Source organism: Pseudonocardia sp. DSM 110487 (assembly GCF_019468565.1).
Taxonomy (GTDB): domain Bacteria; phylum Actinomycetota; class Actinomycetes; order Mycobacteriales; family Pseudonocardiaceae; genus Pseudonocardia.
In genome coordinates, this window is the sequence record NZ_CP080521.1 from 8,683,581 (window position 1) to 8,701,307 (window position 17,727).

General features: G+C 72.0%; 18 protein-coding genes. 7 read left to right on the forward strand and 11 right to left on the reverse strand.

Features of this window, described 5'->3' with window-relative positions; all coding sequences use genetic code 11:
- Positions 1-21: 21 nt before the first annotated feature.
- From mce to K1T35_RS40635, 3 genes are all read left to right on the forward strand, one after another.
- Positions 22-453, forward strand: a complete 432-nt coding sequence (mce, locus tag K1T35_RS40625; protein WP_220256995.1) for a methylmalonyl-CoA epimerase — start codon at positions 22-24, stop codon at positions 451-453.
- Between the two features lie 104 nt (positions 454-557).
- A complete protein-coding gene (gene ccrA, locus K1T35_RS40630; protein WP_255621252.1) occupies positions 558-1,889 on the forward strand; it encodes a crotonyl-CoA carboxylase/reductase in 1,332 nt (443 codons plus the stop codon).
- A gap of 91 nt (positions 1,890-1,980) precedes the next feature.
- Positions 1,981-3,129 carry a hypothetical protein gene (locus tag K1T35_RS40635; RefSeq protein ID WP_220256997.1) on the forward strand — a complete coding sequence of 383 codons (1,149 nt, stop codon included), beginning with the start codon at positions 1,981-1,983 and terminating at the stop codon, positions 3,127-3,129.
- A gap of 40 nt (positions 3,130-3,169) precedes the next feature.
- On the opposite strand, the gene K1T35_RS40640 is transcribed toward K1T35_RS40635, so the two are convergent.
- On the reverse strand, positions 3,170-3,583 hold the full coding sequence (locus K1T35_RS40640) for a nuclear transport factor 2 family protein (RefSeq protein ID WP_220256998.1): 414 nt from the start codon (positions 3,581-3,583) through the stop codon (positions 3,170-3,172).
- Positions 3,584-3,664: 81 nt separating this feature from the next.
- Between K1T35_RS40640 and K1T35_RS40645 the strand changes: the two genes are divergently transcribed.
- Entirely contained in the window at positions 3,665-4,108 is a 444-nt protein-coding gene (locus K1T35_RS40645) for a MarR family winged helix-turn-helix transcriptional regulator (protein WP_220256999.1), read from the forward strand.
- Here K1T35_RS40645 and K1T35_RS40650 read toward each other — a convergent pair.
- The 7 genes from K1T35_RS40650 to K1T35_RS40680 form a co-directional block, all read right to left on the reverse strand.
- The gene (locus K1T35_RS40650; RefSeq protein ID WP_370645228.1) at positions 4,105-4,383 is read right to left on the reverse strand and encodes a hypothetical protein; all 279 of its coding nucleotides are present in this window, start codon (positions 4,381-4,383) and stop codon (positions 4,105-4,107) included. The two genes, K1T35_RS40645 and K1T35_RS40650, sit on opposite strands and share 4 nt — an antisense overlap.
- 9 nt (positions 4,384-4,392) lie before the next feature.
- The gene (locus K1T35_RS40655) at positions 4,393-6,174 is read right to left on the reverse strand and encodes a 3-hydroxyacyl-CoA dehydrogenase family protein (RefSeq protein WP_255621253.1); all 1,782 of its coding nucleotides are present in this window, start codon (positions 6,172-6,174) and stop codon (positions 4,393-4,395) included.
- Positions 6,175-6,249: 75 nt separating this feature from the next.
- Positions 6,250-7,731, reverse strand: a complete 1,482-nt coding sequence (locus K1T35_RS40660; protein WP_220257001.1) for an aldehyde dehydrogenase family protein — start codon at positions 7,729-7,731, stop codon at positions 6,250-6,252.
- Between the two features lie 61 nt (positions 7,732-7,792).
- Complete coding sequence (locus K1T35_RS40665; RefSeq protein ID WP_220257002.1) at positions 7,793-8,395, reverse strand: sortase domain-bontaining protein; 603 nt, start codon at positions 8,393-8,395, stop codon at positions 7,793-7,795.
- Positions 8,392-9,348 (reverse strand): excalibur calcium-binding domain-containing protein, encoded by a 957-nt coding sequence (locus K1T35_RS49660; protein WP_304940836.1) that lies wholly within the window; start codon positions 9,346-9,348, stop codon positions 8,392-8,394. Before K1T35_RS49660 ends, K1T35_RS40665 begins: the two co-directional genes overlap by 4 nt.
- Positions 9,349-9,853: 505 nt before the next feature.
- Entirely contained in the window at positions 9,854-10,513 is a 660-nt protein-coding gene (gene nucS / locus K1T35_RS40675) for an endonuclease NucS (protein ID WP_220257003.1), read from the reverse strand.
- A gap of 19 nt (positions 10,514-10,532) precedes the next feature.
- Positions 10,533-11,555 (reverse strand): YafY family protein, encoded by a 1,023-nt coding sequence (locus K1T35_RS40680; RefSeq protein ID WP_220257004.1) that lies wholly within the window; start codon positions 11,553-11,555, stop codon positions 10,533-10,535.
- 44 nt (positions 11,556-11,599) lie between these two features.
- Here K1T35_RS40680 and K1T35_RS40685 point away from each other — a divergent pair, with 44 nt between their 5' ends.
- On the forward strand, positions 11,600-12,130 hold the full coding sequence (locus K1T35_RS40685) for an NUDIX domain-containing protein (RefSeq protein WP_370645229.1): 531 nt from the start codon (positions 11,600-11,602) through the stop codon (positions 12,128-12,130).
- A gap of 1 nt (position 12,131) precedes the next feature.
- On the opposite strand, the gene K1T35_RS40690 is transcribed toward K1T35_RS40685, so the two are convergent.
- From K1T35_RS40690 to K1T35_RS40700, 3 genes are all read right to left on the reverse strand, one after another.
- On the reverse strand, positions 12,132-13,841 hold the full coding sequence (locus K1T35_RS40690; RefSeq protein WP_220257006.1) for a tol-pal system YbgF family protein: 1,710 nt from the start codon (positions 13,839-13,841) through the stop codon (positions 12,132-12,134).
- 104 nt (positions 13,842-13,945) lie between these two features.
- Positions 13,946-15,193, reverse strand: a complete 1,248-nt coding sequence (locus K1T35_RS40695; RefSeq protein WP_220257007.1) for a cytochrome P450 — start codon at positions 15,191-15,193, stop codon at positions 13,946-13,948.
- 27 nt (positions 15,194-15,220) lie between these two features.
- Complete coding sequence (locus K1T35_RS40700) at positions 15,221-15,919, reverse strand: TetR/AcrR family transcriptional regulator (protein ID WP_220257008.1); 699 nt, start codon at positions 15,917-15,919, stop codon at positions 15,221-15,223.
- 100 nt (positions 15,920-16,019) lie between these two features.
- Between K1T35_RS40700 and K1T35_RS40705 the strand changes: the two genes are divergently transcribed.
- Both K1T35_RS40705 and K1T35_RS40710 read left to right on the forward strand, forming a co-directional pair.
- Positions 16,020-16,793 carry an enoyl-CoA hydratase-related protein gene (locus K1T35_RS40705; protein ID WP_220257009.1) on the forward strand — a complete coding sequence of 258 codons (774 nt, stop codon included), beginning with the start codon at positions 16,020-16,022 and terminating at the stop codon, positions 16,791-16,793.
- A 38-nt stretch (positions 16,794-16,831) separates the two neighbouring features.
- Positions 16,832-17,689 carry a transporter substrate-binding domain-containing protein gene (locus tag K1T35_RS40710; RefSeq protein ID WP_220257010.1) on the forward strand — a complete coding sequence of 286 codons (858 nt, stop codon included), beginning with the start codon at positions 16,832-16,834 and terminating at the stop codon, positions 17,687-17,689.
- The last annotated feature ends 38 nt before the right edge of the window (positions 17,690-17,727 follow it).

Genomic DNA, 17,727 nt, shown 5'->3' on the forward strand with positions numbered 1-17,727 from the left:
GCCGCCGGTTATCGTCCGGAAATGGGAGAACACACGGTCCTCGCGGTCGACCACGTCGGGATCGCGGTGGCGGACCTCGACGCGGCGATCGAGTGGTACGCCTCCACTTTCGGCCTGGTGGCGACGCACACCGAGACCAACGAGGAGCAGGGCGTCCGGGAGGCAATGCTGTCCGCCCCCGGCGACTCCGGCGCGGCCATCCAGCTGCTGGCCCCGCTGCGCGCGGACTCCGCCATCGCGAAGTTCCTCGACCGCAGCGGCCCCGGCATCCAGCAGCTGGCTTATCGGGTGACTGACGTCGACGCGAGCTGCGAGGCCCTGCGCGCGAAGGGCCTGCGCCTGCTCTACGACGAACCGCGCCGCGGCACGGCGGGATCGCGCATCAACTTCGTGCACCCGAAGGACGCCGGCGGCGTGCTCGTGGAACTGGTTCAGCCCTCTGAGCAGCACTGAATCGGTCTCAGTGGCGGCCGTCACGGCGTCGGACCAAGCACATGCGTACTATACTGCGCAGTAACTTTCGCCCGGGTCACGACTCGAGCCAACGGAGGCCAGCCGTGCAGGAAATCCGCGACGCCATCCTCGCCGAGCAGTTCGACGCCGTCCCTGGACTGGACGTGCCCGACCACTACCGGGGCGTCACGGTGCACGCCGACGAGGCGGAGATGTTCGCCGGCATCCCCACGCGTGAGAAGGATCCACGCAAGAGCCTCCACCTCGACGAGGTGGCGACGCCCGAGCTGGGCCCCGGCGAGGCGATCGTTGCGGTGATGGCGAGCGCCATCAACTACAACACGGTCTGGACCTCGATCTTCGAACCCATGCCGACCTTCGGTTTCCTGCGCCGCTACGGGCGGGTGTCCGAGCTGACGAAGCGCCACGACCTGCCCTATCACGTGGTGGGCTCCGACCTCGCGGGCGTCGTCCTTCGCACGGGCCCCGGCGTCACCCGCTGGAAGCCGGGCGATCGAGTGGTGGCGCACTGCCTGTCCGTCGAGCTGGAGAGCCCAGACGGGCACGACGACACGATGCTCGACCCGGAGCAGCGCATCTGGGGCTTCGAGACCAACTTCGGAGGGCTCGCGGAGCTCGCACTGGTCAAGTCCAACCAGCTGATGCCCAAGCCCGCCCACCTGACCTGGGAGGAGGCGGCCTGCCCCGGCCTGGTCAACTCCACCGCGTACCGCCAGCTCGTCTCCCGGCACGGCGCGGCCATGAAGCAGGGCGACACGGTCCTGATCTGGGGCGCGTCGGGCGGGCTCGGTTCGTATGCAACCCAGTACGCGCTGAACGGGGGCGCGATCCCGGTCTGCGTGGTCTCGTCACCGCAGAAGGCCGAGATCTGCCGGCGCATGGGTGCCGAGCTGATCATCGACCGCACCGCGGAGGCCTATCGGTTCTGGAAGGACGAGCACACCCAGGACCCGCGGGAGTGGAAACGCTTCGGCGCGCGGATCCGCGAGCTCACCGGCGGTGACGACCCGGACATCGTCTTCGAGCACCCGGGCCGCGAGACGTTCGGCGCGAGCGTCTACGTCGCGCGCAAGGGCGGCACGATCGTCACCTGCGCGTCCACGTCGGGCTACGAGCACAGCTACGACAACCGCTACCTCTGGATGAACCTCAAGCGGATCATCGGGTCGCATTTCGCCAACTACCGCGAGTCGTTCGAGGCCAACCGGCTGATCGACAAGGCCCTGATCCACCCGACGCTGTCGAAGGTCTACCCGCTCGACGAGACCGGGCAGGCCGCGCTGGACGTGCACACCAACAGCCATCAGGGCAAGGTCGGCGTGCTCACGCTCGCCCCGCGGGAGGGACTCGGCGTCACCGATCCGGAGAAGCGTGCCCGCCACGTGGACGCGATAAACCGCTTCCGTGGGGTCTGATCCACCCGGCACCACCCACAAGGGTGAGGCTGTTCACCCCCTCAACGCGCAGCCGACCACCCTCTGAGGCCCGCCCGGTACGGTGAACGACATGGCCGGGAACCCCTCACCTCCCCCGTCCGATGCCGGCTTCGAGGTCGTCCGCAGGGGCTACGACCAGGGGCAGGTCGACGCCCATCTGCGCCGGTTGGACGCCGAGGTCAGCATCCTCGAGACGGACCGGGATGCTGCGCTCGCGCAGGCCGTGCAGCTGGCGAGGGAGCTGGACGAGGCACGGGTGCGGGCGGAGAAGCTGCGGGCGCAGGTCCGCACGCTTGCCAGCCCGAACCAGAGCCCGCAGGGAACCACCGAGCGGATCCGGGCGATGTTGCGGCTCGCCGAGGACGAGGTCGCCGACATGCTCTCCCGCGCCGAGACGGACGCGACCCGGCGCACGAAGGAGGCCGAGGCGGAGGCTGCGCAGACCCGCGCCGCCGCACAGGCCGACGCCGCCGCCATCCACGAGGAGGGGCGCATCGAGGCCGAGAAGATTCGGAAGGAGCTCGAGGAGGAACGCGCGGCGGTCGCGTTGGAGCTCCAGGAGGCACGCGAGCGGCTGGCCGCGGAACGCACCTCCACGGAGGCCGACCTTGCCGCGCGGATCGAGGCCGCCGAAGAGGCGCAGGCCAGGGCGTGGGCGGATTCGGAGGCCCGCCGCAAGCTGGTGGAGGAGGATTTCACCATCGCCATGGACCAGCGGCGAACCGAGTCGCTCTCCGCCCTCGCGGCCAAGCACACGGCCGCCCTCCGCGAGGCCGAGAGGCTACGCGAAGCGGCTGCGGCCCAGGCGCGGGAGACGATCGCGCGCGCCGAGGAGCAGGCCCGGGAGCGCCTCGCCGAGGCGCAGCGCCGGGTTGACGAGCTGGTCACCGCCCGCGCCCTCATGGCGGAGCAGCTCACCCGCACCAGGGCGATGCTCGACGACACGCTCGGGTCGCTTCATCTGGCGCCGGAGCAGCTCATCCCCGCAGCGCGCACCGCCGACGACGTGACAACGGCCTTCTCCGAGGGCCATCCCTCCATCGACGCTGATCATGGGGCGGACGCGGAGGAAGCCGACGCAGAGACGGCCGACGACGGCGACGCGGACAGCACCGGCGATCAGGACACCGACGACTCGGCCACAGCGGCCGGCATCCCGGCCCGCCACCCGTCCCGCCGCCAACGGCGCCGCTCGAGGGCCGGTTCGACCCCCCGCTGACACACTCGCGCGAGTCGCGGTCCGGGTGCGCGCGGGCGGCTTACGCCGCCGGCGCTGCGCTCCCCCGCGTCCGCCAGGTGGGCGCCGTCTCCACTCTCGTCAGGCGCCAGCCCTCGCCCGTACGGCTGACCGAGAAGCGGTACACCTCGCCCATCGTGAGCTCCGGCCGTCCGTCGGCTCGGTCGGCGAAAGTCACGAGGGCGTTCGCGCGGACGGAGGCCGTGTCCTCAGTGAGCTCGATCAGGAGGCCGCCGAGGAGGTGCTGGGTTGCCGTGTCGGGGGTGTGATTGCGGGCTGCCTGCGCGATCAGGGCATCGCGTCCCTCCGCGGTGCCGCCGGGCGTTCTGGCCGTCGCGTCGACTGTGAAGAGCGACTTCATGTCGTCGAACCGGCCGTCGTCCAGGCAGGCCGCGAGGCGCTGCACGAGGTTCTCAATGTCCTGTCGATCGGTCACGGGAACATCCTCCGTTTCGTTGGTCCAACCAACGATAAACCAAAAACGTTGGCCCTGCCAACGGATTGGTAGGGTGTGTGGGTGGACGTCCGCACCGCCCCTGCCCGGCTCCGCTCGTTGCCCAGCTGGCTGTTGAACCAGGTCGCGCTGCCCGCGCAGCGCATCATCGCCGAGGCGCTGGGTTCTGCGGGCGCGCGGCGGCAGCACTACTCCGTCCTCTCCGCGCTGGAGGAGTTCGGCCCGGCGAGTCAGGCGGCACTCGGCAGGCGGTGCGGGATCGACCGGAGCGACATGGTCGCGCTCGTCGACGAGCTCGCAGCGGCCGGTCGGCTGGAGCGCACGCCCGACCCGGACGATCGTCGCCGCAACGTCATCGCGATCACCGACGCGGGGCGGGAGTTCCTGGCGACCCTCGACCGGCTGCTCGCCGGCGCCCAGGACGAACTACTCGCCCCCCTGTCCTCCCACGAGCGGGCCGATCTGGTCCGGCTCCTCGGTGCCGTTCTCGTCCACCACTCCGATTAACCCGGGCGCCGCCGCGAACGCGCGGACCAGCAGCTCACGTGCCAGTGCCTGCGGTCGGCCACGGAGCCCAGATCGTCCGCAGGCCATGTCACGACGTGCCCGGTGCCTGCGCGGATCAGCTGCTGGCAGCCGGGGCAGCGGTAGTCCTTCCCGGCGGCCGAGCCCGGCACGCTGCGCACCACCCAGTCACCGTCGGCCGCGGACTCGCGGCGCGTGGCGGCGGCCGAGCGCAGCGGCGCATGCTCCGGGCGACGGTGGCGGTTCGAGCGAGGCACTGCTGCCCCTCAGCGACCGTTGTAGTCCCGGAATCCGTGACCGGTCTTGCGACCCAGCCGCCCGGCCGTCACCAGGTGTTCCAGCAGCGGCGCCGGCGCGAACCCGGAGAGCCGGAACTCGTGGTAGAGCGTGCGCTCGATGGCCAGCGACACATCCAGACCCACCACGTCGAGCAGCTCGAACGGACCCATCGGCAGGGCGCAGCCGGTCTTCATCGCCGCGTCGATGTCGTCGGCGGTGGCGTAGTGCGCCTCCAGCATCTTCACCGCGTCGTTCAGGTACGGGAAGAGCAGCGCGTTGACGATGAAACCGGCCCGGTCCCCGCACGAGACGGGGACCTTGCCGAGCCGCTCGCACAGCGCGATGCCGGTGGCGGTGGCGTCGGCGGAGGTGGTGATCGTGGAGACCACCTCCACCAGCTTCATCACCGGCGCCGGGTTGAAGAAGTGCAGGCCGAGCACGTCCTGCTGGCGGGTCGTGGCCGCCGCGCACTCGACGACGGGCAGCGACGACGTGGTGGTGGCGAGGATCGCGCCCGGCTTGCAGATCTCGTCCAATGCGGCGAACACGGCCCGCTTGACGTCGAGCTCCTCTGCGACGGCCTCGACCACGAGGTCGACGTCGGCGAGGTCCTCCAGCCGCGTGGTGGTGGTGATCCGCGAGAGCGTGGCGTCCCGCTCCGGCTCCTCGATCTTGCCCCGCACCACTGCCTTGTCCAGCGACTTGCGGATGCCGGCGACCGCGCCCTCGACCTTCGACTCACTGCGCCCGCGCACCACGACGTCGAACCCGGCCTTCGCGAAGACCTCGACGATGCCCGACGCCATCGTGCCCGTGCCGACCACGCCGACCCGCTGCACCTCGCGCACCGGAACGTCGGCCGGGATCTTCGAGCCCGGGGTGAGCGCGTCCGGCACCACCTCGGAGCTGTGCGGCTTGGCGTACGTGTAGAAGCCCCGCCCGCTCTTGCGACCGAGCAGGCCCGCGGTGGTCATCTGCTTCAGGATCGGTGCCGGCGCGTGCAGCGGGTTGCGCGACTGCCGGTACATCGTGTCGAGGATCTCGTACGAGGTGTCCAGCCCGATGAGGTCGAGCAGCGCCAGCGGGCCCATGGGGTAGCCGCAGCCGTAGCGCATCGCGGCGTCGAGGTCCTCTCGGGTGGCGTAGCGCTCCTCGTACATCCGCGCGGCGTGGTTGAGGTAGCCGAACAGCAGCGCGTTGGCGATGAACCCGGCGCGGTCGCCGATGACGACCGGCACCTTGTCGAGCGACGCGACGAACGCGCGGGCGTCCTCGATCACGTCGGGCTCGGTGACGACGGTGCGGACGAGCTCCACGAGCTTCTGCACCGGCGCCGGGTTGAAGAAGTGCATCCCGAGGACCTTGCCGGGCCTGCCGGTGTGCACGGCCAGCTCGGTGACCGACAACGAGGAGGTGTTGGACGCGAGGATCACGTCGGGCCGGCACACGCGGTCCAGCTCGCCGAGGACGTGTGCCTTCAGGTCCAGGTGCTCGGGCACCGCCTCGACCACCAGGTCGGCCTCGGCGAGATCGGCGAGCGACGTGGTGGTGGTGATGCGGCCGAGCAGCTCGTCGGCGGCCTCCTGAGTCAGCTTGCCGCGCCCGACCGCTCGCGCGGTGGACGTCTCCAGGTGGGCCCGCCCGCGCTCGACGGCCTCGGCGTCGACCTCGGCGGCGAGCACCTGCAGACCGTTGCGGGCGAACACCTCGACGATGCCCGCTCCCATCGTGCCCAGGCCGACAACCCCGACCGTCCGGAACTCGCGCACGCTTGACCTCCCGCTTCCCCGAGGGACGAACCGCCGCGATCCTCCCATCCGGGGCGCGGTCGCGGAGTGTGAGAGCTACCTCCCGTGACGAACCCGCACGAGCCCGATCAGGGCTTTCATGGTGCGGGCGCTCCGGGAGAAGCTGGTGACGGGCACGGGAAGCGGGAACCGCTGGCTGGCCACGGCCTGCGGGCGGGCGAACTCGCGCAGCCCGTCCTCGCCGTGGATGCGCCCGAAGCCCGAGTCGCCCACTCCCCCGAAGGGGAGGCCCGGAATGCCGGCGAACGAGATCACTCCGTTGACGGCGACCATGCCGCAGCGCAGCCGCCCCGCGATCTCCTCGCCACGCGCACGGGAGAACACGGAGGCACCCAGGCCGTACGCGGTGGCGTTGGCCCGCCGCACCGCCTCGTCGACGTCCGGCACGCGGTTGACCACGAGCAGCGGCCCGAACGTCTCCTCGGTGACCGCGCAGCTGTCCTCGGGGACGTCGACGATCACGACCGGCTCCACGAACGGCGGGTGCACCGACTCCGCCCCGCCGACGACGGCACGCCCGCCGCGGGCCAGCGCGTCGTCGACGTGCCGACGCACGACGTCGACCTGCGCCGGCATCGTCATCGGTCCGTACGCGCCGCCCGATCCGGCGTGCAGCCCCCTGGATTTCGCCACGACCTTCGCGGTGAACTCCTCGGCGACCGCGTCGAGCACGTAGACCCGCTCCACGCCCGCGCACGTCTGGCCTGCGTTCGACATGCCGCCCCACACGGCCGCGTCGGCCGCCGCGTCGAGATCCGCATCGGCGTCGACGATCATCGCGTCCTTGCCGCCGCATTCGACGAGCACCGGTGTCAGGCTCTCCGCGCACGCGGCCATCACGCGCTTGCCGGTGGCGGTCGAGCCGGTGAAAGCGACCTTCCCGACGCCCGGGGCGCGGCAGAGGGCGGCGCCCGTCTCCCCGAACCCGGTGACGACCTGCAGCACCGGGCGGCCGTCGACGATCTCGGCGAACGTGTCGGCGAGCGCGACGCCGACGCCAGGGGTGAGCTCGCTCGGCTTGAACACCACGGCGTTGCCCGCCGCCAGCGCGTAGGCGATCGAGCCCATCGGCGTGAACACCGGGTAGTTCCAGGGCCCGATCACGCCGATCACGCCGTACGGCCGGTAGGTCACGCTCGCCGCCTGGTTGCCCATCAGCAGGCCCGGAGCGACCTTGCGGCGGCCGAGCACCTTCTCGGCGTGCCTGGCGGCCCAGTCGAGGTGGTCGATCGCGAGGACGAGCTCGAGGCGCGCGTCGTCGATCGGCTTGCCGGTCTCCTCGACCACCACGCCGGCCAGGTCGTCGAGCTTGCGCACGAGCACCGCACGCCAGGCGGCCAACAGTCGCTTGCGCTCGGCGGCGCCGATCCCGTCCCACCACGCGGCACCCGATGCCGCCCGGGCCACCGCGGCGCGCACCGCCGCCTCGTCGTGCACCGGATGCGTGCCGACGACGTCGCCGGTGCGCGGATCGAGGGACTCGAAGGTCACCGGGGCAGGCGCTTCGGTGGCGGTCATTACTCCAGAGTAATCCCTGGAGTAGTGGCCGACTCTCGCCGATTCGGTCCCCGGGCCCGGGCTAGGGCGCCAGCTTCGCGAAGGCCACGGTGTTGTCCACGTAGTGGCCGGTCCTCTCGTCGAACGCACCACCGCAGGTGATCAGGTTCAGCCGGATCGCGTCGTCGGCGAGGTAGACCCGCTGCCCCGGGAACTCATCCTTCTTGAACGACTCCACCGACTCGACGACGAACCGCAGACGGTTGTCGCCGCCCTGCTCGACGAGAACCTCATCGCCCGGCACGAGCGTCGACAGGCGGGCGAACAGGCCAGGCTGCCCCTTCTGACCGGTCGGCGTCAGCCCGTCCACGTGGGCGGCGATCACAGCCGAACCGCGCTGGCCCGGCTTCGTCTCGTCGCCGTCCACGTCGATCTTCTCGCCCGCGTACCACCCGGCGATCTCCGGATGCTCCACCGGCGGCACCTGAACGGAACCGTCCGGGTTGAGGCCCAGGTCGATCAGATCGGACTCGACACCGAGCTTCGGGATCGACACCGACACCGGGTCGGCCACCACGGGCGCCGGCGGCGCCTGCGGCGGCGGGACGGGCGCCTCGGCGGCCGGGGCGGAGCACCCGCCGACCAGGAGGACGGCGAGTGCCCCGAGCCCGACGAGGAGTCTCACTTCGCGGGGCCGACGCCGGTGGCGACGCCGCCGACCGGCAACGGGATGGAACCGCTGTAGCTGTGGTCGCTCACGGAGACGGTGTTGTCGCTGCTCGACGAGTCGCCGTCGCTGCTCGACGAGTCGCCGTCGTCGCTCGACGAGTCGTCGTTGTCGCCGTCACCGTCGCCGTTGTCGTCGCGGTCGTCGTCGCGGTTGTCGTCGCCGTTGTCGTCGTCTCGGTCACCGGAGCCGCCCCACTCGCAGCCGATACCGTCGTCGTCGCGGTCGAGGTGGTCCGCGTAGCCGTCCTCCCACCAGAAGATCGGGGCCGCGCCGGCATCCCGCACCTCGTCGCAGTTGTCGTAGCTGACGGAGTCGTCGCCGTCGTCGTCGTGGCCGTCGTGATCGTCGTCGCGTCCGTCGTGGTCACGCCACCACTGCCGCCAGTCGTGGTCACGCCAATCCGGGCCATGTCCGTCGTGATCACGTCCGCCGTGATCACACCAGCCGGGGCGGGCGAGGCCACCGACGAAGGCCACCGGAGCGACATCCTCGCTGACAACGGGGACCTCGGGCTCCGACTCCGGCTCCGACTCAGCCGAGTCGTCGTCGGTCGCCGGCTCGGTGGGCTCCTCCGGGCGCTGCGGCTCCGGCTCCTCGTCCTTGACGGGCGGAGGCGGCGCCTCCGACCGCGGGGCCTCCACCAGCGGGGGCGGCACTTCCGTAGCCGGCTCCTCGACGGGTGGAGGCGGCGGAACCTCCGTGGCCGGGCCCGGGTCCGAGATGGGCGGCCGCACGACCGCCGTGACCAGGGGCGGAGGGGGCACGACCGGCGGGGGCGGTGTGGTCGTCTGCGCGACATCGCACCCGCGCCGGTGCGGCTCTGCGGTCGTGTCACTCGCCCACGCGGGCGTCGCCACGACGGCGAGCGAGATGAACGTGGCCGCGGCTACGGCGGCAGTCCTCTTCAACGTGCCTCTCCTGAATGGTTGGTCGGCAGCGATCTGTGCATGGCGGAGCTGTTGCGCCGAGGCACATTCCTGCCGGACGGATCGGGGTATCCGCCGGGAGTGTGGGTTTCGAACCGAGTGGCAATTGGACCGGACGGCCACAACGACAAACCGATGCCGAATACCAGCCGGCGCCGATCGGAGTTTCAGCGGTGTCGTCGGGCTTCACCCAGGCCGTCGCGGCCGGCGACACGCAGTTCTGCAGCGACCTCCAGAAAAAAGGGCGGATGGCGCGGTGGGGTGGCGCGCCCATCGGGGAGCTCGGGCTTGGGTTACGTCGCCAATGTCGGTCGAGAGCGCCACGCCGTTACCGACCTCGGTTACCCAGCCGGCGGGAGACTCGCCGCGATACCGGGATACTGGTACTTCTGCGCGTTTCCGCTGGGATGTTCGACGTCCCGGACCTTCACCCGTACGGTCCTGCGGTACCCGGGCACTCAGGCCGGGATAACGATCCTGTTGCGGCTCAGAACAGCCGCAGGTCGTCGCTCTCCACCCCGCGCAGTGCGTTGTAGTCGACCGTGACGCACCGGATGCCCCGGTCCTCGGCCAGCGTGCGGGCCTGGGGCTTGATCTGCTGCGCCGCGAACACCCCCGCAACCGGCGCGAGCAGGGGGTCGCGGTTCATGAGTTCCAGGTAGCGCGTGAGCTGCTCGACGCCGTCGATCTCGCCGCGGCGCTTCACCTCCACCGCGACCGAACCGCCGTCGGCGGAGCGGCACAGCAGATCCACCGGGCCGATCGCGGTCATGTACTCCCGGCGCACCAATGTGTAGCCGTCGCCCAGCACGTCGGGGTGCGCGGCGAGCAGCTCCTGCAGGTGCGCCTCCACGCCGTCCTTCACCAGGCCGGGGTCGATGCCGAGCTCGTGTTTCGAGTCGTGCAGCACCTCGTCGATCGTGATCACGAGCGACTCCTCGGCCTTGTTGCGCACGGTCCACACGCCGGGCTGCTCCTCGAGCCAGCACGGCGGGCTCATCCAGTTCAGCGGCTTGTAGGCGCGGTCGTCGGCGTGGATGCTGACCGAACCGTCGGCCTTGACGAGCAGGAGCCGCGGGGCCATGGGCAGGTGGGCGGTGAGTCGCCCTACGTAGTCCACTTGGCACCGGGCGATGACGAGACGCACGATGGCGAGCGTAGGGGGGTCAACGCGGCGCGTTGCGGGCGGCCAACGCCATGCCGGCCGCCGCCAACCTGGTCCGCAGCTCCGGCGGGTCGAGCCCCTCGACCTCCCCGCCGAGAGCGGTGAGCTGGCCTGCCGCAACCGCGATGCTCTCGACGTCGAGCTCCAGCTCGCGCCAGCCATCGGCGTCCGGTGGACCGGCGTGCGCGATCGCGCGGAGCGCGGCGTCGTGGTCGACGGCGCCCGCCAGGAACTTCAGCCCGCGCGGACCCACCCGCACCCGGACGGTGGCGCGCAGCATCTGGCTCTCGAACCGGCCCGCGGCCCCGGCCCACCACTCGGCCAGTTCGAAATCCGCCGGCCGCTCGAAACGCTCCCCGGTGGGCTGCGCCTCGACGATCCGGTCCACGCGGTACGTGCGGACGGTGCCGTCGACGCCGGCGGCGTCGATGCGCACAGAGTCGATGCGCGCTCCGCTGACGCTGCGCGCGGCCAGATACCAGGTGCCCGCCTTCAGCACGAGCCCAAGCGGATCGAGGGTCCGCTCGACGATCTGATCGCGACCGCGCCGGTAGCCGATGCGCAGCCGCTGCTGGTCCCACACCGCCTCCGCGACGGCGGCCAGCTGGGTGACCTGCTGGGGGGTGTGGAACCAGCCGGGCGCGTCGAGGTGGAACCGCTGCGCCACGGCCCGCGCCTGCTCCCGCAGGTCCGCGGGCAGGGTGGCGAGCAACTTGGCCTGCGCGCCGGCCAGCGCCGCGCTCATCCCGAGCTCGGCGAGCACCTGCGGGGCGCCGACCGCGAAGATCGCGGCCGCTTCCTGGGCCGTCAGCCCGTCGAGGCGCGTCCGCCAGCCTTCGAGCAGCCGGATCCCGCCTCCGCGTCCCGGCTCGGTCCACACCGGCACGCCCGCGGCGGAAAGTGCCGCGACGTCGCGGTAGATCGTGCGCTCCGACACCTCCAGCTCCCTCGCGAGCTCGGCGGCCGTCGCTCCGCGCACGCGCTGGAGGGTGAACAGCAGGGTGACGAGGCGGGACGCGCGCACCCCCGGAATCGTGCCCGACGCCGCCACGGGGCACGGTGTGCGGCGTGCAGAGGATCAGCAGCCGCCAGGTGTACGCCAACCCGTGGATGACGGTCCGGGAAGACGCCGTTCGCCGCGACGACGGGTCCGAGGGCATCTACGGTGTCGTCGACAAGCCGACCGCCGCCATCGTCATCCCCCGCGACGGCGACCGGCTGCACCTGGTGGAGCAGTTCCGCTACCCGATCGGCAAGCGACGGTGGGAGTTCCCGATGGGGACGGCCCCGGACCGCGCGGAGGTCGACCCCGCCGAGCTGGCCGCCCGCGAGCTCGCCGAGGAGACCGGGCTCATCGCTGGGCACATGGAGTTCCTCGGCGACCTCGACCTCGCCCCCGGCACGTCCAGCCAGCGCGAACACGTGTACCTGGCGACCGACCTGCGCGAAGGCCCGATCAGCCGTGAGCACAGCGAGCAGGACATGCGGGCCCGGTGGTTCAGGATCGCCGAGTTCGAGGACATGGTCCGGCGCTCGGAGCTGGTCGACGCCCAGACGCTCGCGGCCTACCTGCTGATGCTGCTGCGCGCGCGCACCTGAACTACCTGTCTCGGACCCACACGCACAGCATGCCGCCACCCGGCTTGACCGCGATCTCACCGACCGTATCGTCCGGCCCGACCTGCTCCCGGTCCTGGAGCACGTAGTAGGTGCCGGGGCGGAGCCGGATCGTGCTCGACGGCTTGCCCGCCGGGCCGGGACAGGACTCGGTGCCCACGGGGTAGGACACCGGGCAGCCGGGGCATCCCGGGAGGGTCACCTCCTGCGCCGTGGGCCCGGTGACCAGCACGCGGACGTTGCTGGAGGTCGCGTTGTAGACGAGCACCGGCTCGCTCGCGGGCGCGTCGATCGGCGCGGGCAGCGGCAACGGTGCGGCCGCGGTACGGCCCACCTCCGCGGTGATCAGAGCCGAGCGGGCCTGCGGGACCCCCGGGTCGTTCGGGTAGTCGGTCATCAGCGCCTGGAAGCGATCTGTGGCACCTGTGTAGTCACCCGCGGCGAAGTTCGCGAGCCCACACCCGGAGAGCGAGCGCGCGCGGTCGCCGTTCGCCACCGCGGCGACACCCGCGGCATCGGGCAGCGTGATGGCGTAGTCGAGGACGGGGAGCGCGTCGCAGAACCGCCCCTCCGCGAACGCGGAGTTGGCCTCAGCGAACGTGTCGAGGACGGCCTGCGGCACACCGGCGGCCGTCTGCGTGTCGCCGAGCTCCCGCCCGACCAGCAACAGATCGTCCATCGCGGCACGCATCGCGTCGACGCGCGCCCCGCCGGCGGCCCCGGCCATCGACGCGCGGGCCGCCGACGCCCGCTCGACGTGCGTGGCCGCCAGGTCCTCACGCACCTGCGCCGTGCCCTGCTCGCCGCCGAGTTCCCGGAGCAGCTCGCCGTAGCGGGCGATCGCACCGTCCAGGTCGCCCGCGCCACGCAACGCCACCGCCCACGCCAGCAGGGCGCGCCGCGTGCCCTCGCGGACGAACGGCTCGAGCAGGCTGCCGGGGTGGTCGCGCCGGAACGCCTGGTAGGCGGTCACCGCCGCCGCGAGGGCACCGGTCCGCTCGGACTGCTCGGCCCCGAGGAAATCGGTGCACTCGGCACGCCTCACGGCGGCGGCAGGGACGTCACGGCTCAGCGTGAGCTCGTACGGCCCGGTGAGCGCGTCGAAGGAGCGGCTCGCCTCGACGCAGTCGGCCCGGCCCTGGGCTTCGAGGCCTGCCGCGTACGTGGCGCGTGCGGCCCCGGCGTACCCGATGTGTGCTCCGACGATCGCCAGCACCGCGACGAGCCCGAGCGCGACCGGACGCAGCCACTGCACCCGCGTGGCGGGCCGCGGAAGGCCGCGAGCCACGCCCCACGCGTCGGCCGCCGTGGCCACGGCCCACGTCGCGGCGAGGATCCGCCACAGCCACGGTGAGCCGGACGCGTCGTTGGCGAAGGCGATCCAGGCCATCAGCGCCACGATGACGATGCAGGCGGTGGCCCGCAGCCAGCGCCGCAGGTAGAGGTACCCGAGCCCGAGGCCGGTGAGGTTGAGCAGCGCCGCCGCGGCCGCGGACGACGCGGGCTCCGCCGGCTCGGCCTCGTCGGCGGATGACTCGACCGGTTCCTCGGCCGGGACCTCCTCCGGCTCCGGCTCGTCGCGCGGTTGCGTGGCCACCCCCGAGAGCTCCACCCCGGAAATCTGCACGGTCGCGTCGTCGCGACCAGCTTCGTCCGGGGCGTCGCCGGTGCCGTCGCCGCCCATCTCCCTCACCCCTCTCCGTCCCCCTCACCGGAGAGAGTTGACCACTGACGGCCGGGGAGCAATCCCCAACCAGGATCCGGGCGGGCGGCGACGGCACCCAGTTCGGAGGTCGGCTACCCAGGCCCTAGCCGCACCGGAAGCCGGGCGAGCCGCCGCATCCCGGGAGCCGGTACCCACTCGGGTTCGTCGGAGGCGAGGGCGAGCCGGGGGAACCGCTCGACGAGCGCCCGCAGCGCAACCTCGCCTTCCTGCCGGGCCAGCGCCGCCCCCAGGCAGTAGTGGAGGCCGTGGCCGAAACCGACATGGCCCTCACCGCGGCCTGCCGGTCGCCGCGTGACGTCCAGCCGCTCGGCCTCCGGATACTCGCGGGGGTCGCGATTGGACGAGACGAGCACGGGCTGCACGACCTCACCGCGGCGGATCGCCACGCCCCCGAGCTCCACGTCCTCCGCCGCGTAGCGCATGCGGGCGACCTGCACCGGACCGCACCAGCGCATGAGCTCGTTCACGGCGCCGGGCCACAGGGTCGGGTCAGCACGCAGGAGGTCGAGCTGGTCGGGATGGGTGAGCAGCGCGTACGTCGCGTTGCCGATGAGGTGCGCCGTGGTCTCGTGGCCCGCGATCACGAGAGTGATCACCATCGAGACGAGCTCGTCGGCGCTGAGCCGGTCGCCGTCGGCTTCCTGCACCTGGACCAGGGCGGTGAGCAGGTCGTCGGCCGGCTCGGCGCGCCGGTGCTCGATCATCTCGTGGACGTGGTCGATCATCTCGCGAGCCGCGGCGGGCATCATGTCGGGCCGCATCTGCATGAACGCGCTGCTCCACCGGTGCCAGGCAGGCCGCTCCTCCTCCGCGACGCCGACCAGCTCGCAGATCACCGTGATCGGGAGCGGGTAGGCGTACTCGGCGACCAGGTCGACGGGTTCTCCGAGTCCGGACATGCGGTCCAGGAGGCCCGCGGTGATCTCCTCGACGCGCGGGCGCAGCGCGCTGATCCGGCGAACGGTGAACGCGCGGGACACGAGCTTGCGCAGGCGCGAGTGGTCCTCGCCGTCGTAGTCGAGGATCGAGTCGGCGAAGTAGTGCGCGAGGTCGGCCGGGATGCCGACCATCTCGACCAGCTTGTCGCGCACGCTGTCGACCTCCACACCCGGCACCGACCGGGCGCCGTTGACGAAGCGCGGGTCGGACAGGACCGTGCGCACGTCCGCCTGCCGCGTGACGAACCAGGCGGGTGTCCCGTCCGGGGTGCGGCCGCGCACCAGGGGCGCCTGCTCGCGCAGCCGCCCGTAGCCGCCGACCGGGTCCGCGATCAGCCCGGGGTCCATGATGTCCGGTACGGCTGGTGGCGTCGCGGCCATCGGTGGCTCCATCTCCTGGATCCGGCGTCAGCGGACGCGGCGGTTCCATTCGTCGTCGATGTGTACGAGCAGCGCCCGGTAGCGCTGCGCGATGCCGGGTGCGATCCGCTCGAGCACGGCGGCAGGCGGGTCGGGTACCTCGAGGGCCGCGGCGAGGGTGCGTTCGAGCAGGTCGGCGCGCGCGGCGACGTCCAGCTGCGGGATCCCGGTGCCCATCCCGTCGATCACCATGAAGCCCGTGCCAACCGCGGAGAACGCGTACAGCGCGGATTCGGCGTCGAGCCCGGGACGCAGGCAGCCGCCGTCGGCCAGCAGGCGGATGTGCTCGACCGCGGCCTGCTGGCGGCGCGCGATGAACTCGCCGAGGGTGTCGCCGGCCTCGTGCACGAGCCTGCCGAGCACCTCCGCGTCACCCATGTAGAGGGAGCGCGCCACCGGGTCCGCCGTCATCTCCTCGAAGACGTGCCGCATCAGGCGGCTCGGCAGCACCTCGCGCGCGTCCGCCTCCATCCGGTCGGCGATCCGCAGCACGATCTCGCGGTGCACCCGGATCAGCACGGAGAGGAAGAGCGCATCCTTGGACCGGAAGTGCAGGTAGACGGTGCCCTTGCCGATGCCGGCGTGCCGAGCGACGTCGTCGATCGTCACCCGCTGGTAGCCCCACCGCACCAGCAGTTCGGCCGCGCTGTCGAGCACCCGCTCGACGCGCAGTTCGGGTGCCGCCATGCCGTCCCCTCAGAACTCTGTGACCAGATTTGCTCATCCAGTCATGCGGTCACCTTACGATGGGTCGGCAGGCGCGGCAACCCCGGGCTACCGTCGGGACATGGGCGACTACGAGCACCTGCTGGTGAAGCAGGACGGGGCAACCGTCCGGATCACGATGAACCGACCGGAGCGGCGCAACACGCTCACCGAAGCCCACATGCGTGAGCTGCTCGACGCCTTCGAGGCGGCGGGGCGCTCCGACGCCACCGGCATCGTGCTTGCCGGCGAAGGCAAGGCCTTCTCAGCGGGCCACGACTTCGCGGACGTCGCCGCCCGCGACCTCGCAGGCGTGCGCGACCTGCTGCAGCTGTGCACCCGGTTGATGCGCACGATCGAGTCGGTTCCGCAGGTCGTGATCGCCCGCGTCCACGCGATCGCAACCGCCGCCGGCTGCCAGCTCGTGGCGTCCTGCGATCTCGCCGTCGCCTGCGAGTCGGCTTCCTTCGCGATCCCGGGTGGCAAGGGCGGCTGGTTCTGCCACACCCCCGCCGTGCCGGTCGCTCGCAACGTCGGCCGCAAGCGGTTGATGGAGATGGCGTTCACCGGGGACCCGATCGATGCCAGGACGGCCGCCGAATGGGGTCTGATCAACTACGCGGTGCCCGACGCCGAGCTCGACGCCCGCGTCGACGAGCTGCTCGCCCGCGCCACCCGGGGCAGCCGGTTCGCCAAGGCCGTCGGCAAGCAGACCCTCTACGCCCAGCTCGACCGGCCCGAGGCCGACGCGTACGCCATCGCCCTCGAGGTCATGGCGTCGATGTCGCAGACGCCGGGCGCGAAGGAGGGCATGGCGGCGTTCATGGAGAAGCGGCAGCCCGTCTGGCCGGACTGAGATCAGCACCGGCAGGCCCGGCCCCTACGCTGCTCGCGATGCTCTCCCGACGGCGACTCCTCGCGCTCACGGTCCCAGCAGGCGCGCTCGTGGCGTGTAGCCGGCCCGCGGGCAGCGCGCTGGAGCGGGCCCGCGCCGACGGCGCGATCCGGATCGGGATCTCCGGCGAGCACCCCTACTCCTACGCGGACGCCGACGGCCGGGTCACCGGTGCGCAACCGGAGGTGGCCCGCATCGTGCTCGAGCGCATCGGGGTGCCAGGGCTCGACGCGGTGCAGGTCCCCTTCAACGAGCTCGTCGCCCGGCTTCGCGACGGGCAGTTCGACCTCGTGGCGGCCGGGATGTCGGTGACCCCCGACCGCTGCCGCGAGATCGCCTTCACCCGCCCCGACTTCGTGGCGTTCCCCGCGTTCCTGGTCCACGAGGGCAACCCGCGGCGGCTCGAGTCCTTCCGCGACGTCGCCCGCTCCCGCGCTCGGCTCGCCGTCCTCGCCAGTGCGATCGAGATCGACTACGCCCGCGCGGCCGGCGTGCCGGACGACCAGCTGGAGATCGTCTCCAGCCAGTCGGAGTTGTTTCGCGCAGTGGCCGACGAGCGCGTGGCCGCGGGGGCACTCACCCGGATCTCGCTGGTGGACGTGCTGCGCCGCAACCCCGGATCGGGGCTGGCGGTCACCGACGCCGTCGAGCCCGTCGTGGGCGGCCGCCCCGTCGTCCCCGGCGCCGCCTTCGCGGTCCGCATCGGGGAGACCGACCTGCTCACCGCCTTCGACCGGGAGCTCGCGGCGATGCAGGCCTCGGGCGAGTGGCTGCGGGTCACGGAGCCGTTCGGGTTCACGCGCGAGAACCTGCCGCCGCCGGATCTGACGACGGCCGCGCTCTGCCGGCCCGCCTGAGCGCCGACTCTCGTCCGACACTTTCCACAGTCAGCTGT

Excerpts from the sequence above, each read along its gene's own strand:
- mce (WP_220256995.1), top strand. The coding sequence starts at position 22 with ATGGGAGAACACACGGTCCTCGCGGTCGACCACGTCGGGATCGCGGTG.
- K1T35_RS40635 (WP_220256997.1), top strand. The coding sequence starts at position 1,981 with ATGGCCGGGAACCCCTCACCTCCCCCGTCCGATGCCGGCTTCGAGGTC.
- K1T35_RS40660 (WP_220257001.1), bottom strand. The coding sequence starts at position 7,731 with ATGACCGCCACCGAAGCGCCTGCCCCGGTGACCTTCGAGTCCCTCGAT.
- K1T35_RS40695 (WP_220257007.1), bottom strand. The coding sequence starts at position 15,193 with ATGGCCGCGACGCCACCAGCCGTACCGGACATCATGGACCCCGGGCTG.
- K1T35_RS40700 (WP_220257008.1), bottom strand. The coding sequence starts at position 15,919 with ATGGCGGCACCCGAACTGCGCGTCGAGCGGGTGCTCGACAGCGCGGCC.
- K1T35_RS40705 (WP_220257009.1), top strand. The coding sequence starts at position 16,020 with ATGGGCGACTACGAGCACCTGCTGGTGAAGCAGGACGGGGCAACCGTC.
- K1T35_RS40710 (WP_220257010.1), top strand. The coding sequence starts at position 16,832 with ATGCTCTCCCGACGGCGACTCCTCGCGCTCACGGTCCCAGCAGGCGCG.